Origin of the sequence: Paenibacillus dendritiformis, from assembly GCF_021654795.1 — a bacterium.
In the GTDB taxonomy this organism is placed as follows: domain Bacteria; phylum Bacillota; class Bacilli; order Paenibacillales; family Paenibacillaceae; genus Paenibacillus_B.
In genome coordinates this window covers 2051054-2073687 of the sequence record NZ_AP025344.1, presented here as the reverse complement: position 1 = coordinate 2073687, position 22634 = coordinate 2051054, and the positions used below count along the sequence as shown (strand labels likewise).

The 22634-nt window shown below is 55.2% G+C and carries 20 protein-coding genes; 6 read left to right on the top strand and 14 right to left on the bottom strand.

What is annotated here, in order from left to right; genetic code table 11:
• Nucleotides 1-110: 110 nt before the first annotated feature.
• Nucleotides 111-611: a hypothetical protein gene (locus L6439_RS09135; protein WP_237096796.1), complete on the bottom strand. Its 501-nt coding sequence runs from the start codon at nt 609-611 to the stop codon at nt 111-113.
• A 541-nt stretch (nt 612-1152) separates the two neighbouring features.
• On the opposite strand from L6439_RS09135, the gene L6439_RS09130 reads away from it, so the two are divergent.
• The gene (locus tag L6439_RS09130; RefSeq protein WP_213470181.1) at nt 1153-4293 is read left to right on the top strand and encodes a penicillin-binding protein 1A; all 3141 of its coding nucleotides are present in this window, start codon (nt 1153-1155) and stop codon (nt 4291-4293) included.
• Nucleotides 4294-4422: 129 nt separating this feature from the next.
• On the opposite strand, the gene acsA is transcribed toward L6439_RS09130, so the two are convergent.
• Nucleotides 4423-6147, bottom strand: coding sequence for an acetate--CoA ligase (gene acsA, locus L6439_RS09125; RefSeq protein WP_213470179.1), 1725 nt, complete (start codon nt 6145-6147; stop codon nt 4423-4425).
• A 275-nt stretch (nt 6148-6422) separates the two neighbouring features.
• On the opposite strand from acsA, the gene L6439_RS09120 reads away from it, so the two are divergent.
• Nucleotides 6423-7055 (top strand): GNAT family N-acetyltransferase, encoded by a 633-nt coding sequence (locus L6439_RS09120; RefSeq protein ID WP_213470177.1) that lies wholly within the window; start codon nt 6423-6425, stop codon nt 7053-7055.
• A 47-nt stretch (nt 7056-7102) separates the two neighbouring features.
• The gene (locus L6439_RS09115) at nt 7103-8290 is read left to right on the top strand and encodes an acetoin utilization protein AcuC (protein WP_213470175.1); all 1188 of its coding nucleotides are present in this window, start codon (nt 7103-7105) and stop codon (nt 8288-8290) included.
• A 63-nt stretch (nt 8291-8353) separates the two neighbouring features.
• On the opposite strand, the gene L6439_RS09110 is transcribed toward L6439_RS09115, so the two are convergent.
• The 4 genes from L6439_RS09110 to L6439_RS09095 form a co-directional block, all read right to left on the bottom strand.
• On the bottom strand, nt 8354-9064 hold the full coding sequence (locus tag L6439_RS09110) for a 5'-methylthioadenosine/adenosylhomocysteine nucleosidase (protein ID WP_168181304.1): 711 nt from the start codon (nt 9062-9064) through the stop codon (nt 8354-8356).
• A 112-nt stretch (nt 9065-9176) separates the two neighbouring features.
• A complete protein-coding gene (gene ccpA, locus L6439_RS09105; RefSeq protein ID WP_087442890.1) occupies nt 9177-10187 on the bottom strand; it encodes a catabolite control protein A in 1011 nt (336 codons plus the stop codon).
• A gap of 114 nt (nt 10188-10301) precedes the next feature.
• Entirely contained in the window at nt 10302-10646 is a 345-nt protein-coding gene (ytxJ, locus tag L6439_RS09100; RefSeq protein ID WP_168181303.1) for a bacillithiol system redox-active protein YtxJ, read from the bottom strand.
• A 64-nt stretch (nt 10647-10710) separates the two neighbouring features.
• On the bottom strand, nt 10711-11184 hold the full coding sequence (locus L6439_RS09095; RefSeq protein ID WP_237096795.1) for a hypothetical protein: 474 nt from the start codon (nt 11182-11184) through the stop codon (nt 10711-10713).
• Nucleotides 11185-11590: 406 nt separating this feature from the next.
• On the opposite strand from L6439_RS09095, the gene L6439_RS09090 reads away from it, so the two are divergent.
• A complete protein-coding gene (locus L6439_RS09090; protein ID WP_213470173.1) occupies nt 11591-12115 on the top strand; it encodes a type 1 glutamine amidotransferase domain-containing protein in 525 nt (174 codons plus the stop codon).
• A 1364-nt stretch (nt 12116-13479) separates the two neighbouring features.
• Nucleotides 13480-13641 (top strand): hypothetical protein, encoded by a 162-nt coding sequence (locus tag L6439_RS09085; RefSeq protein ID WP_213470171.1) that lies wholly within the window; start codon nt 13480-13482, stop codon nt 13639-13641.
• Between the two features lie 313 nt (nt 13642-13954).
• On the opposite strand, the gene ptsP is transcribed toward L6439_RS09085, so the two are convergent.
• The 7 genes from ptsP to aroA form a co-directional block, all read right to left on the bottom strand.
• On the bottom strand, nt 13955-15682 hold the full coding sequence (gene ptsP, locus L6439_RS09080; RefSeq protein ID WP_168179773.1) for a phosphoenolpyruvate--protein phosphotransferase: 1728 nt from the start codon (nt 15680-15682) through the stop codon (nt 13955-13957).
• Nucleotides 15679-17568, bottom strand: coding sequence for a glucose PTS transporter subunit IIA (locus L6439_RS09075; protein WP_168179774.1), 1890 nt, complete (start codon nt 17566-17568; stop codon nt 15679-15681). Before L6439_RS09075 ends, ptsP begins: the two co-directional genes overlap by 4 nt.
• Nucleotides 17569-17927: 359 nt before the next feature.
• Entirely contained in the window at nt 17928-18065 is a 138-nt protein-coding gene (locus L6439_RS09070; RefSeq protein ID WP_213470169.1) for a hypothetical protein, read from the bottom strand.
• A gap of 77 nt (nt 18066-18142) precedes the next feature.
• On the bottom strand, nt 18143-19024 hold the full coding sequence (locus L6439_RS09065; RefSeq protein WP_237096883.1) for an IS3 family transposase: 882 nt from the start codon (nt 19022-19024) through the stop codon (nt 18143-18145).
• Between the two features lie 50 nt (nt 19025-19074).
• On the bottom strand, nt 19075-19395 hold the full coding sequence (locus L6439_RS09060; RefSeq protein ID WP_172879205.1) for a transposase: 321 nt from the start codon (nt 19393-19395) through the stop codon (nt 19075-19077).
• A gap of 358 nt (nt 19396-19753) precedes the next feature.
• A complete protein-coding gene (locus L6439_RS09055; RefSeq protein ID WP_168178899.1) occupies nt 19754-20188 on the bottom strand; it encodes a CoA-binding protein in 435 nt (144 codons plus the stop codon).
• A 42-nt stretch (nt 20189-20230) separates the two neighbouring features.
• Nucleotides 20231-21535 carry a 3-phosphoshikimate 1-carboxyvinyltransferase gene (gene aroA, locus L6439_RS09050; RefSeq protein WP_213469110.1) on the bottom strand — a complete coding sequence of 435 codons (1305 nt, stop codon included), beginning with the start codon at nt 21533-21535 and terminating at the stop codon, nt 20231-20233.
• 115 nt (nt 21536-21650) lie between these two features.
• Between aroA and L6439_RS09045 the strand changes: the two genes are divergently transcribed.
• A complete protein-coding gene (locus L6439_RS09045; protein ID WP_168178901.1) occupies nt 21651-21965 on the top strand; it encodes a rhodanese-like domain-containing protein in 315 nt (104 codons plus the stop codon).
• On the opposite strand, the gene L6439_RS09040 is transcribed toward L6439_RS09045, so the two are convergent.
• Nucleotides 21962-22474, bottom strand: coding sequence for a shikimate kinase (locus L6439_RS09040; protein ID WP_213469109.1), 513 nt, complete (start codon nt 22472-22474; stop codon nt 21962-21964). The genes L6439_RS09045 and L6439_RS09040 overlap by 4 nt on opposite strands.
• Nucleotides 22475-22634 lie beyond the last annotated feature (160 nt).

Below are 22634 nucleotides of genomic sequence, written 5' to 3'. Positions count from 1 at the left end.
TTCCTTATGGACGGCGATTTTTTGTTGTCTTTTTTTCTTGGCGCTGCGGAATTGCCCATCGAAGCCACATAGAAAGCTTTTCAACAAGTGCAAAACTGCAGCAATTTCAACTATATCATTTCAAATAGGAAAAAACAGGCGAAAAGGATGCAGGTTTCAGGCTGTTGAGAAAGAAGTTTTGAGTAGGAAAATGGATATTTCCACCATCCTGAAAACTGCACCATTTCCCTAGACACGCCCATCCGGCAGGCGAAATCCGCAAACTCCACGATTTTTCCAGGCACGCCGATTCGGTAAGCGAAATCCTGCAGAAATACAGCAATTCGATATGGACGACGATTCCAGAAAGGGAATCCTGCAAAATTACAGGAATTTCCCCCGTTTCGCTTCGGTTTGAAGCAAAAGGGCCTAAAATGATGTAGATTTGCAGCAATTCCTCGGGATGGGGACTCATTAAGCTGAAATTCCTGTAAAATAGCAGCAATTTCCTCCGCACGTCCAAGCCCCAGGAGGCAGCGATGCTTCCAGCAGGCCGGATAATGCTTCCAGCAGGCCGATAGTGCTTCCAGCAGGCTGATAGTGCTTCCTGAAGGCGATGATGCCCCCAGCATCCGACGCGGTCGGTTGGATCCCGTAAAATCAGGCCATTGAGTAGTCTATGGGACTTTTCACCTGTGATGTGGATCTCTTCTCCCGGTAGAAAAAAATCGATTTAAAACGCTCTAAGAGCCAAAGTTTGGATGAGGAAAATGGACCTTCTCCACCCCTTCACAAAAAACAGGGGTTTTCCAACAGCCTGAGGTTTGCAGCAATTTCATCTAAAATGATCCCGGCAGGCAGAACATACTGTATAAACGCAGGATTCCGCCTAACCTATAGAAGATGGGAACCTCATTCCATGGAGAAGCAAGAAAAAGCCTCCAACACTACTCTCTTCGCGGCCATCTGCTGATTCTGTCATCGTTTTATCATATTCGTGCTTTGGCGAGATAAATTAACTAATAACAAAACCGCTCCCGGTGTCAAAATCATTTGCTTCGCCTTCCTCCTATTATCTACTTTCATTTTGTAAGCGGCTAAGAAAAGTAGCATCTACCAAATCAACTTTTGTGGTATAATGGAAAGCGCTGCAATATAAGGAGGAAAAAATGCATGGTAGATGAGAAACTGACGGAAAAGGACGATAAACCGAGGCCGAAAAAGTCGGTTGGACGTCGAATCTGGACCGTCACGAAGTGGCTCATGCTGCTCGGTATTCTATGTTGCTTATTCGTAGGCGGTGCTGGCATCGGCTACGTCACTTCCCTTGTGAAGGATGAACCGATTCGTTCCCGGGAATACATCGAGCAGAAGATTCAGGAAAATGCATTCACAGGTTTTGTATATTTTAATGACGGCTCTCCTATCGGCCAGCTTCGCACCGACGAAGACAGGCGGCCGGTCACGATGGACGAGATTCCGCAGACTGTTATCGACGCGCTTATCGCAACGGAAGACAACCGTTTTTTCGAGCATATGGGCATTGATATCCGAGGGCTGTCCCGGGCTGTTATGCAAAAAGTGCTGAACAAGCCGGTGCAGACAGGCGGGAGCACCTTGACCCAGCAGTTGGCGAGACAAGTGTTTTTGACCTTGGATCGAACCGACAGCCGGAAAGCCAAAGAAATTTTTCTCTCTCTGCGCATTGAGCGCATGCTGTCGAAGGAAGAAATATTGACCGCCTACTTGAACAAGGTCTCGTTCGGCAACGGCTCAAGCGGTTATAATCTGTATGGCATCAAGGCCGCGGCCAAAGGAATCTTCAATATCGACAAGCTGGATAAGCTGAATATCGCCCAATCGGCGTATTTGGCCGGTCTTCCCCAGCTTCCTTCCGCCTACTCCGCGTTCACGGGCAAGGGAGAAGTCAATGAGGAAGGCATCGAAAGAGCCATCAAGCGCCAGAAGCTGGTTCTGAAACGAATGCTCGAAGAGCATAAAATTACGCAGCAGCAATATGACGAAGCATTGGCATTTGACATCCGGGGCTCCATCGCCAAGCCAAATGCAAAGGCATATGCGATTTATCCATACCTGATGCTGGAAGCCGAACGGGCTGCCGCGGAAGTGCTTGTCCTGCAGAAGTATCCGGAGTTCACGAGGGCGGATCTGCGCAAGCGCGAGAATGCGGAATTGCTGCAGAATGCCCGGGAGCAGCTGCTCCACGGCGGGTATAAAGTCTATACCACAATCGACAAGAAAATTTACAAGGCCATGAAGAACGTGGCGAACAACAAGGACAACTTCTCTCCTTACAGCGAGACGAAGGGCTTGGAGCAAGTCGCCGCAATGATGATCGACCATCGTACCGGGGCGATCCTTGGCATGATCGAAGGCCGGGATTTCTATGAGGAGCAGATGAACTTCGCCACGCAGATGCTGCGCCAGCCTGGCTCGACGATGAAGCCGTTGGCCGCTTATTTGCCAGCTCTGGATCAAGGCTTGATTCAGCCGGCCTCTATCCTGGATGACGCGCCGATGGTGTTGAAGGACGGTTCCAAGGGCTACCATATTCCCGGCAACGCGAATATGAGATACCAGGGGCTCGTAACCGCTAGAAAAGCGCTCAATGAATCGCTTAACTTGCCGGCGCTCAAGATTTACATAGAAAAGCTGGGCGTCAAGCAGGCGCTTGACTTCGTCCAGAAGCTCGGAATCACGACGATTCAGCCGGAGGATTATTATGCTCAGACCGGGGTCATCGGCGGCCTCCGCTATGGCGTTACCGTCGAGGAGATTACCAATGCCTTCGGTGTTATCGCGAACGGCGGGAAGTATAACGATCCGTATATGATATCCAAGATTGTCGATTCGAACGGCAAAATCATATACCAGCACAAAGTCGATCCGAAGCCGGTCGTGTCCGAGCAGAGCGCGTATCTGATGACGGATATGCTGAAAACCGTCATTACCGATTCACGCGGTACCGGACGCCGGGTGCAGTGGGAGTTCGATCTGTTCGGCAAGGTGGAAGTGGCCGCCAAGACCGGTTCGACCCAGAACTATGCCGACACCTGGTTCATCGGCTACACGCCGGATGTGACGATGGGCGTATGGGTCGGCTACGACCAGCAGATTCACGTCTTGAATCGGGATGCTTATTCCCGTTCCACCGAGATCTGGTCCAAAGTCATGAACGAAGTGAATAAGCTGAAGCCGGAATTGTTCGAGACGAAGCAGTTCAGCCAGCCTGACGGCATCGTGCGGATGACCGTCTCCGGATTGAGCGGGAAGCTTCCGAACGAGCTGACGAAGCAGGCCGGCCGCTACGTAACGGATCTGTTCAACCGCAAATTCGTGCCGACAGAGACCGAAGACGGGCTGCAAAAGATGAAGTACATCACCTATGACGGCGTCAACTATATCCCGCAGGATACGACGCCAGACGATATGACCCGCGAGAAAGTGGTCATCAAGCGCGAGAAGCCGATCCAGGAGCTGATCGAGGAGCTGAAGCAAGCGCTGAACCATCTGTCTTCCAGCAGCCAGCGGCGTTCGCTGTCCTCCTATTTGCCGGAGGACGCCAACACCGATGCGCCTGCGAAGGTCGATCCGCGCAAGGATGACGGCAAGCCGCCGGCTCCGCCTTCCGGCGTAAGTCTGGAGGAAGTGGGCGATACGGCGCTGCGCATTTCGTTCGGTCGGAACGGCGAAGCGGATGTCGTCGGTTATCGTCTGTACCGCTCCTTGGACGGCGGTCCGTTCAAGCGTGAAGAAGGAACGGTTCTCACGGGAGAGGAGCTTCAATTCAAGACGTATTTCTCCAATTCGCATCAGTACGCTTACTATGTGACGGCTGTCGATGTGGCCGGCAATGAATCGGCCCCATCTCAGACCGTGACGCTGGGGGGCGCGAACGTGGAGCCCGTTCCGGATGGTTCCGGCACCGATGCCCCCGATGCCCAGAACCCCGGCTCGACGGGAGAAGGCAGCGCGGGAGAGGGCGGACAGGATCAAGGAACAGAGACGGATGCTCCGGATGAGGCGGACAGTCCGCCGAGCACGCCGGGCAATCCGCAAGCTTCCTTGACGGACATGGGCTTGAAGCTGACCTGGAGCGCCTCGTCCAACAATCCGAGCGAGTACGCAGTTTACTATAGCTCTGACGGCGGTTCGTACGAACGCATCGGCACGACGCCGACGGCACAATTCGAACTGATCACGATCTCGCCGGCAGGCTGGTACCGGGTCACGGCCGTGAACAGCGCCGGAGAATCGAGCCCGACCTCCGCCGTTCAAGTCAAAAATCCATAACGCATCGCGCGAAGCCTTGCACGATGCGAACGAACAACAGCGATGGCATGCGTAGCCATCGCTGTTGTCTTCTATGATCCGCCCAGCATAAGAGGAGGCCCTCCACGGCCTCCTCTTCGTTATGCGGCATCAATCTTCAATTGTCGACAGATCGCCTGTCGGGAGATTCAGCTCCCATGCCTTCAAGACACGGCGCATAATTTTCCCGGAACGCGTCTTCGGCAGCTTATCCTTGAATTCAATCTCGCGCGGCGCGGCGTGCGCAGACAAGTTCTCTTTCACGTAGCGGGAAATATCGGCCTTCAACTCGTCCGAAGGGCTATAGCCTTCTCGCAGCGAGATGAATGCCTTAATAATCTCGCCGCGGACCGGATCCGGCTTGCCGATGACGCCCGCTTCCGCGACCGCCGGATGCTCGACCAGCTTGCTCTCGACCTCGAACGGCCCGACCCGCTCGCCGGACGTATTAATGACATCGTCGATGCGCCCCTGGAACCAGAAATAACCATCCTCGTCCCGATAGGCCGAGTCGCCTGAGATATACCATCCGTCCACGCGGAAATACTCCTGGAACTTGGCAGGGTTGTTCCATACTTGGCGCATCATTGAAGGCCATGGCGTACGGATGGCCAGATTGCCCATCCGGTATGGCGGCAGCTCGTTCCCCTGATCGTCGATAATGGAAGCCTCGACGCCGGGGACCGGACGTCCCATCGATCCCGGCTTCAGCGGCATCGCCGGATAATTGCAGATCAACTGTCCGCCCGTCTCCGTCATCCACCACGTATCATGAATTCGCTGACCATATACTTTCATGCCCCAGCGGACAACCTCCGGATTCAGCGGCTCCCCGACGGACAAGACGTGCCGCAGGCTGGACAGGTCATATTGGGCGATGACATCGTTCCCCGCGCTCATCAGCATGCGGAACGCCGTCGGCGCGCTGTACCATACCGTAACTTTGTATTTCTGAATCGTGCTGTACCAATCCTGCGGGCTGAACCGTCCCCCGCGGACTACATTCGTTACGCCGTGCAGCCACGGCGCAAAAATACCGTACGATGTTCCGGTAACCCAGCCCGGATCGGCCGTGCACCAGTAGATGTCATCTTCCTTCAAATCCAGCACGACATTGCCTGTATGATAATGTTGAATCATTGCATTTTGCACATGGTAGACGCCCTTCGGCTTCCCGGTCGATCCGGATGTGTAGTGAATAATGAGGCCGTCTTCGCGCCCCAGCCACTCCAGCTCCGCTTCCTCGGACGCTTCCGCCATCTCGGCGTGGAAATCGATATAGCCATCCTGCGTATTCACGTCTTCGCCGACGAGAATGACATGCTTCAGCTTCGGAAGGTCGGCCCGCGGAACCCGGTGCGCCAGGGCCGGGGTCGTCACGATCGCTACAGCCTCGCTGTCCTGCAGGCGATCCTTGACCGCCGTCTCCATGAACGCTTCGAACAGCGGTCCCACGACCGCTCCCGCCTTCAGGATGCCGAACACGCTCATATAGAGCTCCGGCGTCCGCGGCATAAAAATAAAGACCCGCTCCCCCTTCTGAATGCCGAGCGAGCGAAGCACATTGGCGAATTGGTTGGACTTGCGCTTCAGGTCCGCGAACGTGTATGACTCGTCGCGCTGCGCGTCGCTATAGAGCAGAGCCACCTTGTCTCCCCGGCCCTGATCGACATGCCGGTCAATCGCCTCGTAAGCCATATTGATCCGGCCCGTCTCCGCCCAGGAGAAGCTCTGCTCCACGCTCTCCCAATTGAAGTTGGCAACCGCTTCTTCGTAATTTTTCAAGTTCGGATTGGTTGCTGATGGGGTAATGATTTCTCCTTGCACGTTACTCATTGTCGCTTCATCCTCCTGTTTCCTAACTTCATGAATGTTCATGATTGGTTGCTTGGTCATGCCAGCATTTGCCTCATCCGCAAATAAAACCGTTTTCAGGAGCTCGCAAAAAATTTTGACTTTGATGTGAATCGTGCTGTCAAGGGGAGATTTCATGAATTATTTAAAAGCTTGATTTATTATAGCATATGTTTTTCTTTTAGCCTATTCTTTTCCTTTTCAAACCGGCCTTTTTTTGCTATAACCAAGGGAAGAGACGAAAGGAGCTGCTGGGTGTGGAGCATCGAAAATGTTATCACGCGCAAATCATCCCTTACGAAGATCGCGTCATCGTCGTGGAAGGGCCTGTCAAGCCGGAGCTGCTTAGCACATGGGACATGCACCCGAACCTGAATGCGTTCCGAAGGCCGAAGGAACAGCAGGAAGCGCTGATTGAGATCGCCGGGCTGCCGGAAGGGCGAATTATTGCGGCCCGGGACGGCCAGACCATCGTCGGATACGTTACCTTTCACTATCCGGACGAACTGGAGCGCTGGTCGGAGGGCGGCATGGAGGATCTCATCGAGCTGGGCGCCATCGAGGTCGCCAACGAGTACCGTTCGCTGGGGCTCGGCAAAAAAATGATTACGACCGCGTTTGAAGACGATCAGATGGAGAGCTATATCGTATTTACGACCGAATATTACTGGCATTGGGATTTGGAAGGCACCCGGCTCAATGTGTGGGATTATCGGAAAATGATGGAGCGGCTGATGGAATCGGTCGGCATGGTATGGTATGCGACGGACGATCCGGAGATCTGCTCGCACCCCGCCAACTGCCTGATGGTCCGCATCGGCAAGGACGTTCCGCTCGCCTCGCGCGAGCAATTCGATCGCGTGCGCTTCCGCCAGCGGTTCATGTACTGAATCATTCAATTCATTTCAATATGGCAAAAGGGAGGGATGGTGCTCGAATGGCCGACACAGCCCTATATTTCATGCATGATGATGCGCTTCGGTACCGGTTCAACGCCGATCACCCGTTCGATCAGCGCCGCCTCGTCATGACCAACGATTTATTGACGCGCATCGGCGCCCTCTCCGACGATCTCATCGTTCGGCCTGCCACCTCGATGGCAGATTGGGAGGCGTGGATCCGGTACATACACAGGGAGGACTACATCGAAGCCGTGAAGGGGTTAAGCGAAGCCGCTCCCGCGGAGGAATGGGTCGCCCGCTCGGATCAGTACGGCCTCCATACGGAAGACACCCCCTACTTCGCGGGGATGCATCAGGCCGCCAGCGCGATTGTAGGGGGCTCCGTCGCAGCCTGCGAGGCCGTCATGAGCGGCCGCTCTCTCCACGCTCTGCATCTGGGCGGCGGGCTGCACCACGCCTTCAGCGAGAAAGGGGCCGGCTTCTGCGTATATAACGACGCCTCTGTCGCCATCTCCTGGCTGCGGAGGCACTATAATGTCCGCATTCTCTATATCGATACCGACGTCCATCACGGCGACGGCGTCCAGTGGAGCTTCTATACCGACCCGAATGTGTTCACCTATTCCATTCATGAGACGGGCAAATTCCTGTTCCCCGGAACCGGCTTCGTGAACGAGCGCGGCGCCGGGGAAGGATTCGGCTCTTGCGTGAACGTGCCTTTGGAACCGTATACAGAGGACGAATCGTGGCTGCGCTGCTTCGAGGAGACGATCGGCCAGGTCGCGCGAAGCTTCCGTCCGGACATCATCATCAGCCAGCACGGCTGTGACGCCCATGCGTTCGATCCGCTGTCTCACATGCATTGCAGCATGCGTATTTATGTGGAGATGCCGAAAATGATCCACCGGCTCGCGCATGCGTGCTGCGAAGGAAGATGGGTGGCGCTCGGCGGGGGCGGCTATGACATCTGGCGAGTCGTGCCGCGTGCCTGGAGCATGCTGTGGCTGGAGATGAGCGAGCATCCCATGAAGGACAAGCTGGCCCGGGAGCCGCTGACCCCTCTGCCCGACGCCTGGGTTGCGCGGTGGTCCGGGGAGGCTCCGGTCCCGCTTCCGTCCACCTGGCTCGATGACGTGGGGCGATGGGCCCCGATGCCCCGGCGATCCATTATCGAAGCGAAGAACGCGCAAGTGAAGGAGATGGCGCTGGAGTATGTGAGGTAAATCAGCAAGCCGGACGGGAACGCGCCGCCTTCCCGCCCGGAACATCGCTGCGGACATGCATGATCACGAGGATTGGCTGACCATCCGCTCAATAATTTGATAGGAGTGCAAGGCGGCTTCGACCGTGAATTCCGCGAAATTGACATGCGCCGAACCGTCTGCCTTGTCCGACATCGACCGGATAACGAGGAACGGGATCGCATGGATATGGCATACTTGCGCCACGGCCGCGCCTTCCATTTCCGTGCAGGCCGATCCAGGGAACGTCTCGTACAGCGCCTTGACCTTGTCGCGGCTGGCAATGAATTGATCCCCGGACAGCACCCCGCCCTTCAGATATCGCCCCGGGAACAATTCGGCGCATACCTGCTCGGCCAGCTGAATCAGGGCGCTATCCGCCTCGAAGCGGGAGGTCTCCTGGAATGGAATGACCCCTGGCTCGAAGCCAAGCGCAGTCACATCCATATCATGATGCATGCAGTACGTCGAGATGACGATATCGCCGATATTCAGCTCGGGGTGAATCGCGCCGGCGACCCCGGTAAAGAGCACCTGCTTGGCCCCGAAGCGGTCAATCAGCACTTGTGTCGTGACGGCGGCGTTCACTTTGCCGACGCCCGATTTGCATATGACGACCGGACGCCCCTCGAGCTGCCCCTTATAAAAAGTCATTCCCGTTACATTCACTTCTTCAACGTCCTGTGCAGCCTGCAGCAGGCGCTCAATCTCTTCGTCCATCGCGCCAATAATTCCGATTACGGCTTCGTGTGCCATATCGCCTTCCTCCTTCATTCCTTCATGATCGGATATGTTGCGCCACGGCAGGCTCGGCACACAAAAAGCCCCAAAAATAGGGGCTCTTCATATGCCGCCGGCATGCTGCGGCTTACTCATTCACCTGGCTGACCGACAAGCGAAGAATCGTCTCGTGAGGCAGAACGACCTGCGAATTCTCGACGTTCTCCTTCTTCATCAGCTTGGTCAGCAAGCGCATCGCCACCGCGCCGATATCATACATTGGCTGGGCTACCGTCGTCAGCTGAGGACGAACCATCGAAGCCATGCGGATATTGTCAACGCTGATGACCGAGAAGTCGTCAGGCACCTTCAACCCGGCGTCCTGAATGCAATGAATCGCGCCGATCGCCATTTCATCGGTGGCCGCAAAAATCGCCGTCGGGCGCTTCTTCAGACCGAGGAAATATTTCATGGCTTCCACGCCGGATTCATACCGGTAATTCCCGATACGGACCAAGTCTTCCTTGTATTCGATGCCTGCTCCCTCTAAAGCCTTCTTATAGCCTTGGAAACGCGCGAATCCGTTCGCCGGATCCTGAAGCGTGCCGCTAATCATCGCAATATCGCGGTGACCATGGCGAATCAGGGTGTTGACCGCATCGAATGCGGCCCCTTCATGATCAATGTCTACCGAAGGAATGGAGGCATGCTCGTCCGTCGTCGCGCACAGCACGATCGGAACGGATGCGGTACGGAACGCCTGGATATGATCCTCCGTTACGACACCGCCCATGAACACGAGCCCGTCCACTTGCTTCTCCAGCAGCGTATTGATGACGCGAATTTCCTTCTCTTTCTTCTTGTCTGCGTTGCACAAAATGATATTGTAGTGGTACATGTTCGCAATATCTTCAATTCCTCGTGCGACCTCAGCAAAAATAGAATTGGAAATATCCGGAATGACGACCCCAACGGTTGTCGTCTTTTTGCTCGCAAGTCCGCGTGCGACTGCATTCGGGCGATAACCTAAACGCTCAATCGCTTCATACACCTTTTTTCGCGTTTGCGGCTTCACGTTCGGGTTGTTGTTCACAACCCGGGAAACGGTGGCCATCGAGACGCCCGCTTCTCTCGCTACATCATAAATAGTTACCGTCACGAATCTTCTCTCCAATTACCGAAAATTTGTTACGACCCTTTTATTACATTTCATGATACGATATTTTCAGAAAATTCGCAATGTTACAACTGCAATCGTCTGAAAATGAGTCATTTAGCGGGTGGAAGACGTCAACTCCGTGCTTACATTGTCAAATGTTATCGCATGATGGGAGTCGTGCCAGACGACCTGCCCCTCTTTCATTACAATGACTTGAGGCGATTCATGGCGGATGCCCAGCTTGTCTGCGCAGGCAAGCGACACATCGCGATGCTCGACGACAAGAATTCGTCCCATGGCGATTCCCCGGGGCTCGAATTCCTCCGCCACCTTGCCCATCTCTTCGTTCGCCCGGGCGCTAATCGGACAGCGGGTGCTGTGCTTGAATAAGACGGCGGTCTGCTCCGTGGTGGAATCTATCCATTCCTGCAGCGCTTGCTCCGTATCTATCGATCTCAATCGGGAATCCTCCTTGTTCCCGCCGGAATCTTTTTCCGAGGGAGTGCAGTAGGCAAAGAGCCTCTTAACTTATTTTAACCCGATCCGGATAGAAACTAAAACCGGAAATCTGTTTTAAGCGCTCCTGGAGCTCGGACATCCACTCCTCATCCTCCAGCGTCTTGGCCAGCAGGTACATGTCCAGAAGCTTATTAATCCGGTCGTTCATCACTTCCTCAGCGTACGGAAGCAGATCGCCGGGCCCGATCGCGTCCGCGCATTCGGCCAGCACGCTCGCCGCCTCGTTCATTTCCTCGAAAAAATAATGCCGCGGCACGAAATCGCCCTCCTGCTCCCCGCCGTGCAGGTCCTTGCTCTGCCCGGCCTTGCGGCAGCGAATCATATCCGTGATCTCCTGCTTGATCGCCGGGTACAGCTCCGAGCGTTCACAACGCGGGCACGTCAACACAGGCACATGGTGAATGTGTATCGTCCGGTCGTGGATAACCGTGCGCAAAGCAAGCCGCATCTCATGGCCACACTTACATTGTTTGTTCATACAACCACCCCTACATCACAGTTTCTCTCTGTCTGACCCCTATGCCGGACCTGGTGCCATATCGCATGGAATGCGCTTCGATATGTATCATTAGTCTCTATCTGCCCTCACGTTCCGTCCGGGCGCTTCCGCCCCTGCTGCCGGGCCGGGCTGGAGAGCAGGCCGCGGCCGGAGGGCCGCTATCGTTTGACAGCTTCATCCGAATGACGTTATGGTAATGAATAGATAAGGATCTATTCCATCCGCAGAACGAATTTCCCTCTTAAAATCGTAGGCCATTCCGCCCCAAGACTCAATAGGCTTCATTATGGAAATAGAGCCGTTATGATGCAATCCGGGCCGGTTCGCGTTCGATTGCGCGGGAGGTTTGTTCTTCGATACACCGTACGAAGGAGTTGAGATATTTATGCGTTTAAGCGGCAAGCGCGTCATCGCGCTCGTTGATGACGAATTCGAGGATTTGGAATTATGGTATCCGGTTCACCGCGTCCGCGAAGAGGGAGCGGAGGTGCATCTGGTTGGCGATAAGGCCGGCAAGACGTATATCGGGAAATACGGCGTTCCCGCCACGTCCGACTTTGCTTTCGAGGACATCGATGCCGAATCGTACGACGGCGTGCTCGTACCGGGGGGCTGGGCTCCCGACAAGCTCCGCCGCTATGAAGGCGTCCTCTCGATAATCCGCGGCATAGATAAGGCGGCCAAGCCGATCGGCCAGATTTGCCACGCAGGCTGGGTGCTTATCTCCGCCAAAATTCTTCAGGGCCGGACCGTAACATCGACGCCGGGCATCCGCGACGACATGGAGAACGCGGGCGCGACGTGGCTCGATCAGGAGGTCGTCGTCGACGGCCACCTCGTATCGGCCCGCAGACCGCCGGATCTTCCCGCTTACGGGAAAGCATTTTGCGACAAGCTGGCGGAACGCTGAGCAAGTCCAGAGCAAGCAGAAAGGCATGGCCCCGTATCCGGGGGCCATGCTTCAGACTGTCGACAAAGTCCTGTCGACAGTCTTTTCTTTTTGTTAGGGATGGCGGGGGCTGGGAAGGCAGGACAGCTTAGGTTAGGGCAAGCTGGTCTGCGCTTGCAGCGAGCTGGTCTCGCATGAGCTGCTCTCGCATGAGTTGGTCCCGCATGAGCTGGTCCTGTATGAGCTGGTCCTGTATGAGCTGGTCCCGCATGAAAATGCTGCACAGGTGCAGCATTTTTAGCCTCAAGAGGCGAAATTTCGAGAAAATCCTGCAAAACTGCAGCATTTCACCACTTTACACGCTCTCTACGCCTTGCCGTATAGGAATTGCTGTATTTTTGCAGCAATCCTATTTTTCGCAACCTCGTGACAATAGAATTGCTGCATTCTTGCAGGATTGGTAGAGTAAGATGAACAGAGGTGCGAGAAATGTTGCAGCTTTTGTGGAGCAAGGAGCTAGAGTGGTGGGTGATACTGCAGCTTTTGTGGAGACAAGGAACTAGAGTGGAAAGTCATACTGAAGCTTTTGCGGAGACAAGGAACTAGAGTGGTGGGTGGTACTGCAGCTTTTGTGGAGACAAGGAACTAGAGTGGAAAGTCATACTGAAGCTTTTGCGGAGACAAGGAACTAGTGTGGAAGGTGGTACTGAAGCTTTTGCGGAGACAAGGAACTAGTGTGGAAGGTGGTACTGCAGCTTTTGCGGAGACAAGGAACTAGTGTGGAAGGTGGTACTGCAGCTTTTGTGGAGTCAAGGAACTAGAGCGGAAGGTGATATGCAGCTTTTGCGGAGACAAGGAACTAGAGCGGAAGGTGATACTGCAGCTTTTGCGGAGACAAGGAACTAGAGTGGAAAGTCATACTGAAGCTTTTGCGGAGACAAGGAACTAGAGTGGAAGGTGGTACTGCAGCTTTTGCGGAGACAAGGAACTAGAGTGGAAGGTGGTACTGCAGCTTTTGCGGAGACAAGGAACTAGAGTGGAAGGTGGTACTGCAGCTTTTGCGGAGACAAGGAACTAGAGCGGAAGGTGATACTGCAGCTTTTGCGGAGACAAGGAACTAGAGTGGAAGGTGGTACTGCAGCTTTTGCGGAGACAAGGAACTAGAGCGGAAGGTGATACTGCAGCTTTTGCGGAGACAAGGAACTAGAGTGGAAGGTGGTACTGCAGCTTTTGCGGAGACAAGGACTAGAGCGGAAGGTGATACTGCAGCCATTTCGTGAAATAAGGAACTAGAGGGGGTGGGTGATCCTGCAGCTTAGTCGGAGTGAATGCCCCGGAACTGCAGACGTTCTCGCCGGGAACGACGGAAGAATAATGGAGATGTATTGGCGAACCGAGCCTCTCAGACCTTGAACGGCGTCTTGGAGCGGCTGCGCATCGGCACGCCCGGGCGGCTCATCGCCATTGGCCCGCTGCGGTTCAATGATGAATTTTTTGGGTTCTCCGCAGCACCGTCTTTGCCGGACTTCATTCCGCTTCATTTCTAGCGCATGACCATATCGAGAAGATGCTTCACGCCGATCTGGGCGCTCCGCTACGGCTCCCGTTGCATCCATACCACCGAATTTTAGCGGGGTTCATGCGGCTTTCTCCGAATCCGGATGATTTGCGGGACATGGAAAACCGGCCGACCATCCCCTAATTTTGTAAAAATGAAAAGCACGCCCTCGGTTGCCGTATTTCGCGGGAGTTTGTCTGCAATCTCAGGCATGGCCCCGTTATCCAGGGACCATGCCTTTTCTGGTTTGGAGACAGGCCCATCTCCATAGGAAGAGGCCGGGAGGCCTTACCGAATGGAGGTCACGACGAAAAATGCCGTTCGATCAGCTCATCGATCTCGGCTTTGGAGCGGGCCGCGAAAAGACGTTCCGCCAGCTGCTCGCTCCCGGTTCGGGTCGCGCGGTGGATAGCCGCCTTCACCCGTGGAATGAAGCGCGAGGACATGCTCAGCTTGGTGACGCCCAGCGCGATCCAGAGCGGGACGGCCCGCGTATCCCCCGCCATCTCGCCGCAGACGCTGATGCCGATGCCGCGCGCCTTGGCCGCCTCGATCGTATGGCGGATGAGACGCAGCACCGCGGGATGGAACGGATCGTACATATGCGCAATCTGCTCGTTCATCCGGTCGACGGCCAGGGTATATTGCACCAGATCGTTCGTGCCGATGCTGAAGAAGTCAACCTCTTCCGCGAGACGATCGGCGATCAGGGCCGCAGCCGGAACCTCGATCATAATGCCTACAGGCAGCTTCTCGTCAAAAGGCAGCCCTTCGTCCCGCAGCTCCGCCTTCGCCTCTTCCAGCACCGCCTTGGCCGCGATAATCTCCTCCACGGACGAGATCATCGGGATCATAATCGCGATCGGGCCAGACGCGCTCGCCCGGAGAATGGCGCGGAGCTGAGACTTGAACAGCTCCTGCTGATCGAGGCAGATGCGAATCGCCCGGTAGCCGAGGAACGGATTATCCTCTTCCGGAAGATTCAAATATTCCATCGGCTTGTCGCCGCCGATATCGAGCGTGCGGATAATGACCTGCGAATCCTTGTAATGCTCGGCGGCATCCCGGTAGACCGCCAACTGCTCCGCTTCGGACGGCGGGTACGAACGATCCATATACATGAATTCCGTCCGGAACAGCCCGACGCCCTCTGCCCCGTTCTGATCGGCGATCTCCAGTTCGCGCGTGGAGCTGATATTGGCCGACAAGGTGATCGTCAGCCCATCCTGAGTGACGGCAGGAAGCTTGACCAGCTTCTTCAGCTCGTCCATCTCCCGGGCATACGCTTCGTGCCGGGCCTCGTACTGCTTTATGACCTGCTCCGGCGGCTCAATATGGACGATGCCATGCTCCCCGTCCACGATGACCAGATCGCCCGTCTGGACAGGCCTTGTAATCTTCCCCTCCAGTCCGAGCACGAGCGGAATGCCAAGCGCCCGGGCCATAATCGCCGAATGGGACGTCTTCCCCCCCATCAGCATGACGATGCCAAGCACATTTTTCGGATTGAGATGGACGAGCTGCGACGGCGACAGCTCCTTCGCGACCAGAATATACGGCTGCGTGTCGGTCGGCAGCGTAATCTCCGGCGCGCCCAGCAAATGCTTGAGCAGACGGTTGCCGACATCCTTGATATCCAGCGCCCGCTCCTTCATATACTCATCGTCCAGCAAATCGAACATCGTGACGAAGTGATCGATAGCCTCCTTGACCGCCACTTCGGCCGCCTTGTATTGCCGCTGGATAATGCCTTGAATCTCATTCATAAATATCGGATCGTCCAATATGGCCAGATGCGCGTCAAATATCGAGGACTCTTCATTTCCGACCATCTCGCGAATCTCGCTCTTAATGAACTCGATCTCGTCCTTTGACGAACGGATGCCTTCGTACAGCCGCTCGAACTCGCGGGCCAGATCGGACGGATCCATCTTTTCCTCCGGCACGTCCCATTCCCATGTCGGAAGCACGAACGCCTTGCCGATGGCGATTCCGCTCGAAGCCCCGATTCCCTGCACCTTCTGCGTCATCGTCTACCACCCCCGTTAGCCTGCTCCTTCAGCACGACCGACATGACGGAAGTCTGCCCCCGCTTGACCGCCGCGAACGGCGCGAAGCTCCAAGAAGCGACCGTATCCGAATTCGTAATGACCATCGGGGTCGCGAGCGATGCGCAGCGCTTCTTCACTTCGTTGTAGTCGAATTTAATCATAAGCTGTCCTGGTCTCACTTCATCACCTTCCTGTACAACTGCCTGAAAACCGGCGCCATTCAACGATGACGTCTCGATTCCGATGTGAAGGAGGACTTCCAACCCTTCCGGCGTCTCGATGCCTAGCGCGTGCATAGTAGGGTAGACATGGCGCACTCGGCCATGTACGGGCGAGACGAGCTCGCCTTTGTCAGGCAAGAAGGCGACTCCTTGTCCGACAAGCTTTTGCGCGAAAATGCGGTCCGGCACCTCTTCAATCGGGATCATTTTCCCTTGCACCGGAGCGACAAACCAGACCTGCTTCGAATTGCGCTGCAGCCGCTTGACCATCTCATCCTTGATCAGCTCCGAGTAGGTGCCGAAGACGACCTGTAAATGCCCCCCGCCAAGCCGAATGACGCCCGCCGCTCCAAGCTTGCGCAGCGTATGGCGATCGACCAGCTTGTCATTGTTGACGCGCAGCCTGAGCCGGGTAATGCAGGCCTGAATGTCCGCTATATTATCCTTGCCCCCGAGCGCCTGCATGATGAGCGGCACCCGATGCAGCAGGTCGCTTGCCATATCGTCAAGCAGCGAGCCTTCGACCCGGCCCGGGGTCGGGATCTGGAACTTCTGGATGGCGAAGCGGAAGACGACATAATAGATGAGCGCGAACGCGATGCCGACAGGGATAATCCACAGCGCTCCCTTCGACTGGTGAAAATTGACGACATAATCTATCGCTCCGGCCGAGAACGAGAAGCCGTGCCGCACGCCGAGTTCGGCCGTAATCCACATCGCGGCCCCGCTCAACAGCGCATGGACGATGAACAGATACGGTGCGGCGAACAGGAACGCGAATTCAATCGGTTCGGTAATTCCCGTCAACAGCGAGACCAAGGCCGCCGTCATGTATGTCTTGCGCACTTTGGGGCGCAGATCCTCCCGCGATTCATGCACAATAGCCAGCGCCACGGCCGGCAGCGCGAACATCATAATCGGATACAGACCGGCCATGTATACGCCTGCCTCCGGATCTCCCGCAAAAAAACGGGGCAAATCGCCGCTGTACGTCATCCCTTCGGCATCGGTAAATGTGCCTACCTGGAACCAATACAGATTGTTCAGGAGATGATGAAGGCCGAAAGCGATCAGCACCCGATGCAGGACGCCATACAAAAAAACGCCGAATCCGCCCATAGCCAATATTTCCTGCCCTAAAAACTGGATGCCCTGCTGCATGAAGGGAGCCAGCATTATCATCACCCAGGAAAGGGCGATCGAGCACAGCGTCGTAAGGAGCACCGCAAATCGCTGGCCTCCGAAAAATTGCATATATTCCGGAAAGCGCACATCCTTGAAGCGTTGATGGACGAGTCCCGCCAATATTCCGAAGATGATGCCGTTCAATACGGTCGGCTCGAAGGCCGATCCGCTCCATTGATTCAGCAGCTGGCGGAAAATAAAGATGCCGAGCAGCGCCGACAGGGCGGCGATTCCGGCATTATTGGCCAGCCCCAGCGCGACCCCCACCGCGAAAATGTAGGGGAGCACATAAAAGATCGTCCGGCCGGTCAGCTCGAACAGCGAAGCCGTATCCTGGAAGCCCGCCCCCGCCAGAAGATGGCCAAGCGCCAGCGCCAGCGCCGCTGCGGGCAGCGCGATCAGCGGCTGCATAAGCGCCCGCGATAACTGCTGAAGAATCCCTAACTGATTCAAGGACATCCTCTCCTTCTACCAAGAATGGTAAGGGCTTCGCGGAGCTTTGTCAAAATAAAATAAAGTACGTGCTCAAAAAGAACTGTTTTTTGGCACGGGAAGGGGACAAGAATTCAGGCTGTTGAGAAAGTCCAAGGGATTTTGTGGCACTTCATTTTTTCTGTGGTGGATCTCGTCTCTCCGTTGAAAAAATCGATTTAAAACGCTATGAGTGCCAAGTTATGAGCAGGAAAATGGACAATCTCCACCCCGAAATTAAAAAACAAGGGTTTTCCAACGGCCTGAAAACTCCCCATTCCCTAGACCCGTCTATCCCGTAGGCGAAATCCGTAAAACTTAAAACTGCACCATTTCTCAAGACACGCCTATTCGGTAGGCGAAATCCTGCGCAAATACAGCAATTCGATATGGACGACTTTACCGGAAAGGGAATCCTGCAAAACTGCAGGACTTTCACCCTTTTCGCTTCGGCTTGAAGCAAAAGGACCTAAAATAATGTACATTCGGCTAGGCCCCCTATATCTGGAGTCATGTCCACCAAAAAAGATGCGTTCTTAGAATTGCTTCCTATTTCGCGTGGTTACACGGCCCGATGATATTTTGATCGGTCCTCCAGCGTCATGACCCACTTTGAGTATTCCGATGGTGACATGCTCTTTAGGCTACCATGCATTCTGCGGTTGTTGTAGAAATCCATGTAACGATCAAGTGCTTCATAGGCCTCTTCAAATGTCATAAATTCCGTCAGGCTGAACAGATCACGTTCGAGTAAGCTATGAAATGACTCAATGTAGGCATTCATATTCGGACTGCGTGGCGGGATGCGTTCATGGACGATCTCCAGACTCTCGCACGTATCACCAAACAACTTGCTGACAAACTGAGGCCCGTTGTCGGTGCGGACGGTGGGCAACTCATCGCCGGGATTCAGGCGTTCTTGTAGCGCCCGGCATAGTGTCTGTACGACGTGCTTGGCCTCACACACGGAACCCCGGTATTGTCCGACGACGACGCGGTCAAATACATCGATGATACTGAGCACGAAAAAGAAACGCTGGCGCCCAATCACGTACCCATATTTAATATCAATTTGCCATAGCTGGTTCACCCCGGTTACCGTCCGGTTTCTCGGTACTCTTCGAGGATGTTTGCTTGTTTTCTTCCGTTGTTTCTGAAGAATTCCTAACTCTTTGCAAATGCGGTACGCCTTTTTCTTGTTTAGAATCAATCCACGTTGTCTGCGGAGGCACAGCGCCAAATTCTTATACCCATAAATGTGCTCTTCTCCTTCCAGGAGTTCGAGCATCCATTCTTTAATCTGTTCATCTGAAACTTTCCGGCCCGTATTCGTAGAGGAAAATCCAGGCACAGGACGCCCTTTTAGAGCGCATGAAGCCTGTTCTTCGGTACTGGATGCCTCTCGTTTCTTCCGGCCATAGTACGTCGATTCGCGAACTTTCAGGATACGCAGAACTTTAGCTGCTGCATGCCCCCGCTTAATAAACGGTTCTGCTATTTCAAGTCTTTCAGATAAGCGGGGTTCTTCTTTTTTACGACTTCTCGTAGGATCTCGATCTCAAGCTCTTTTTCACCCAGGAGCTTTTTTGCCTGCTCGAACTTTGCCTCTACCTCTTGAAGTCGACGGAGTTCTTGCAGATGCTCGTCTGCTGCGGGTATCTCCTCTTGGCTAATTTCGTCACGGTGGTCTCTAACCCAAACACGTACCGTCTCCGGATGGACACCGTACATTCGGGCAAGTGTTCCCACCTTAATGCCGGCCATTGCTTCCTTTACAATTTGCAGGCGTTTTTCCTTGCTAAAGTGCTTTCCCATACTAGTTGTCCCCCTCTGATAACAGCTTATAATATTGGAGCCGGAAGCTCCAGTTTAATTAGGGGGCCTAGGAGCATTTGCAGCAATTCCTCGGGATGTGGATTCATTCAGCCAAAATTCCTGTAAAATAGCAGCAATTCCCTCCACACGTTCAAGCCCACGAGGCAACGATGCCAGGCTATAAGTGCCAAGTTTTGAGTAGGAAAATGGACATTTCCACCCCTTCGTAAAAAACAGGGTTTTTCCACCAGCCTGAAGAATTCGAAGCATATGCTTTTGAACAGCCCTAATAAAGACAGAAGCCGGGAGTTCTCAATCGCCCTCAGACGAGAACCCCCGGCGATCTGCCCGGTATTGGTTAAGATACGGTCTTCCCCTGCGGGAGCAAAATCGAATCCAGCACTTTGATGCACAAGTCCATGACGCAGAACATGCCGTTATCCGCGGCGATGCGGGCCGCTTCTTCATTCACGATCCCCTGCTGCAGCCATAGGGCCTTCGCCTTGACCTCCGCCGCCTCCCGCGCCACATCGGCGCAATATTCGCTGCGCCGGAACACGTTCACGATATCGATCGGAACCGGCACGTCCTTCAACGAGGGATAGCAGGCCTCGCCAAGAATGCGGTCCGCCTTCGGGTTGACCGGAATAATCCGGTACCCCTTCTTTTGCATCGCTTCGGCCACCATATAGGATACCCGCGTCGGGTCATCAGACAGACCGACCACGGCTATCGTCCCGCTCTCGTTCAGCAGCTTGCGGATCTCTTCTTGGGGCGGGTGCTCGTAGCTCATTTGCATTCACTCCTTTCCATGTGCTAAGCGGGATAGGCTCGGTTAGCCTTCCACCCATTCCACCTGCGCGCCCAATGCCTTCAAATGGTCAAAATATTGAGGGTACGATTTGGCGACATGATGGGCATCGCGAATGCGAACCGGCTGCTGCGCCCGCAGCCCGACCACCGTGAGCGCCATAATGACCCGGTGATCGTAGTGCGCGTTGATCTCGACGCCGCCGGCTACGCCTTGCGGCTTCCCGTGCACGATAATCTCCGCCTGCCGCTCCTCGACATCCGCGCCGGCCTTCCGGAGCTCGGCCACATAGTCGGTGATGCGGTCGCATTCCTTATACCGCAAGTTCTCGACATTATAGAAGCGCGAGGTTCCGTCGGCGAAGACGGCGGCCGCCACCATCGCGAGCACGGCATCGGTCGCCGCGTCTCCGTCGAACTCCACCGCCTTCAGCGGACCGCCCCCCTGGATGCGAACCGTCGCGTTCGCATGCTCCAGCGGCACGTCCATCATGCGCAGCACATCGACAATCGCGCGCTCTCCCTGCTTGCTGTCCTCGGTCAGACCTGTGACGACGATGTCGGATGGAACGACGGCCGCCGCCGCCAGCACCGCGGCCGAACCCGGATAATCCCCCTGCACGACATAGGTCTTCGCTTCATAGCTTTGGTTGCCAGGCACCCGAAAATACATCAAATCTTCCCGGGCGTCGATGCGAATCCCCGCCTGAGCCAGCACTTCCAGCGTCTGGCCGACGACAACCTTGGACTTGAGATCGTCCACGACCTCGATGACGCTGTCCTCCTTCAGAAGCGGAGTGAGGAAGAGCAAGGCGCTAAGGAACTGCGAGCTGACGCTTCCCGATACGCGGATATGTCCGCCCTTCGGCTCGCCTCCGCGAATGGTGATCGGCAGCTTGCCCTCGCGATGCGACACTTCCACCCCCAGCTGGGTGAGCGCCGCAATCAGATCGTCATGCGGCCGCTTCCCTAGCGAGTCCGGATAAGCATTGATGAAGTTCGCCTCCGGCAGCAAAGCGGCCACGGCCATCAAAAACCGCAGCACCGCTCCGGCATTGCCCACATTCAGTTCATGTGCCGGACCTGCCAGCTGCGGACGGGGTCCGAAGCCGGTAATGACCAGCTTCTCGTCGTCCTCCTCCAGCACCGCGCCAAGATCGCGCAGACAGCGGCGCATGGCATCGCTATCTTCACTGTGGGCCGGATAGTATATCGTGCTCGTTCCTTCCGCCAATCCGGCGGCAAGCAAGTACCGGGTCGTATAATTTTTGGATGACAATGCCTGAATCTCACCTTGCAGCCGGGATGTCGGCCTTACGATAACGTCCATGCGCTTCCACTCCTTTAAATTTAAACGTATAATATTGAATATATTCCATTGAGCGCCCGGTATCTGGAACCGGACGACTCAATTATTTCCGTCGAGAAAGGATGCTTGTTCCCGAATGAGACCCATCAAGACCATTGAAGCCGCGGAGCTGAGAAGCCGGCTGCAGCGCGGCGAAGCGTTAAACATGATCGATGTGCGCGAGGACGAGGAAGTTGCCCTAGGCATGATTCCCGGCGCCAAGCATATTCCGATGAACGAGATTCCGGAACGGCTTGAAGAGATCGATCCGGCGGAAGAGACCGTCTTCATCTGCCGCAGCGGCTACCGCAGCGAGCGTGTGTGCGAATATTTGCAGCACCTTGGCAGGGACAATGCCGTGAATCTGGAAGGCGGCATGCTCTCCTGGGCCGAGTTGGAACCCGAGGACTAATCCCGTTCCATATAAGCGAGGATTCGGGCGCATAATTGTTCCACGGGCTCGCCGTCCGTCGGCACGCACAGATGAGCGAAGTCGTACAACCCGCGGCGCTCTGCCATCAAGCGGCGAACCCGCTCCTCTACATCGCCCTGCAGCAGCGGACGGTTCCGGTCCTGGCGAACCCGATCCACGATCGTCGCCTCCTCTGCTGTCAGATGAATCACGGTAGCCCGCTCCTGCATAAGCTTCCGGTTGTCGTCCCTCAAGACGGCCCCACCGCCGGTAGCGATAATCTGAGGATCCTGCTCCTCCAGCAGCAGAGAGAGAATTCGTCCCTCCTGTTCCCGGAAATAAGCCTCTCCCCGCTCCGTGAAAAGTTCGGGAATCGACTGTCCCGTCCGGCGGACAATCTCCTCGTCCAGATCGCGGAAGGGAAGCTGTAACCGTTCGGCCAATCGTGCGCCGACGGTTGATTTGCCGGTTCCCATAAATCCGATAAGTACAATCGAGCGGTTGCTCATGCTGATATCCCCCGTCCTGCTGGCGTAAACTTCCCATATGATAGCATACGAGTCTTCCGTTCGACAATGGCGCCATGTATAAAATCACCGCCTTCGACATAAAGATGATGATTATAAGAATGTTGTGCGCCTTGCGCCGGTGCGAAGCCTGATGCCTGAT

Coding starts and splice junctions, on each gene's coding strand:
- L6439_RS09115 (WP_213470175.1), top strand. CDS start 7,103: ATGGCCGACACAGCCCTATATTTCATGCATGATGATGCGCTTCGGTAC.
- L6439_RS09045 (WP_168178901.1), top strand. CDS start 21,651: ATGAGACCCATCAAGACCATTGAAGCCGCGGAGCTGAGAAGCCGGCTG.
- L6439_RS09040 (WP_213469109.1), bottom strand. CDS start 22,474: ATGAGCAACCGCTCGATTGTACTTATCGGATTTATGGGAACCGGCAAA.
- L6439_RS09060 (WP_172879205.1), bottom strand. CDS start 19,395: ATGGGAAAGCACTTTAGCAAGGAAAAACGCCTGCAAATTGTAAAGGAA.
- L6439_RS09130 (WP_213470181.1), top strand. CDS start 1,153: ATGGTAGATGAGAAACTGACGGAAAAGGACGATAAACCGAGGCCGAAA.
- L6439_RS09090 (WP_213470173.1), top strand. CDS start 11,591: ATGCGTTTAAGCGGCAAGCGCGTCATCGCGCTCGTTGATGACGAATTC.
- L6439_RS09095 (WP_237096795.1), bottom strand. CDS start 11,184: ATGAACAAACAATGTAAGTGTGGCCATGAGATGCGGCTTGCTTTGCGC.
- L6439_RS09110 (WP_168181304.1), bottom strand. CDS start 9,064: ATGGCACACGAAGCCGTAATCGGAATTATTGGCGCGATGGACGAAGAG.
- L6439_RS09135 (WP_237096796.1), bottom strand. CDS start 611: ATGCTGGGGGCATCATCGCCTTCAGGAAGCACTATCAGCCTGCTGGAA.
- L6439_RS09075 (WP_168179774.1), bottom strand. CDS start 17,568: ATGTCCTTGAATCAGTTAGGGATTCTTCAGCAGTTATCGCGGGCGCTT.
- acsA (WP_213470179.1), bottom strand. CDS start 6,147: ATGAGTAACGTGCAAGGAGAAATCATTACCCCATCAGCAACCAATCCG.
- ptsP (WP_168179773.1), bottom strand. CDS start 15,682: ATGACGCAGAAGGTGCAGGGAATCGGGGCTTCGAGCGGAATCGCCATC.
- aroA (WP_213469110.1), bottom strand. CDS start 21,535: ATGGACGTTATCGTAAGGCCGACATCCCGGCTGCAAGGTGAGATTCAG.
- L6439_RS09070 (WP_213470169.1), bottom strand. CDS start 18,065: ATGTACATTATTTTAGGTCCTTTTGCTTCAAGCCGAAGCGAAAAGGGT.
- L6439_RS09055 (WP_168178899.1), bottom strand. CDS start 20,188: ATGAGCTACGAGCACCCGCCCCAAGAAGAGATCCGCAAGCTGCTGAAC.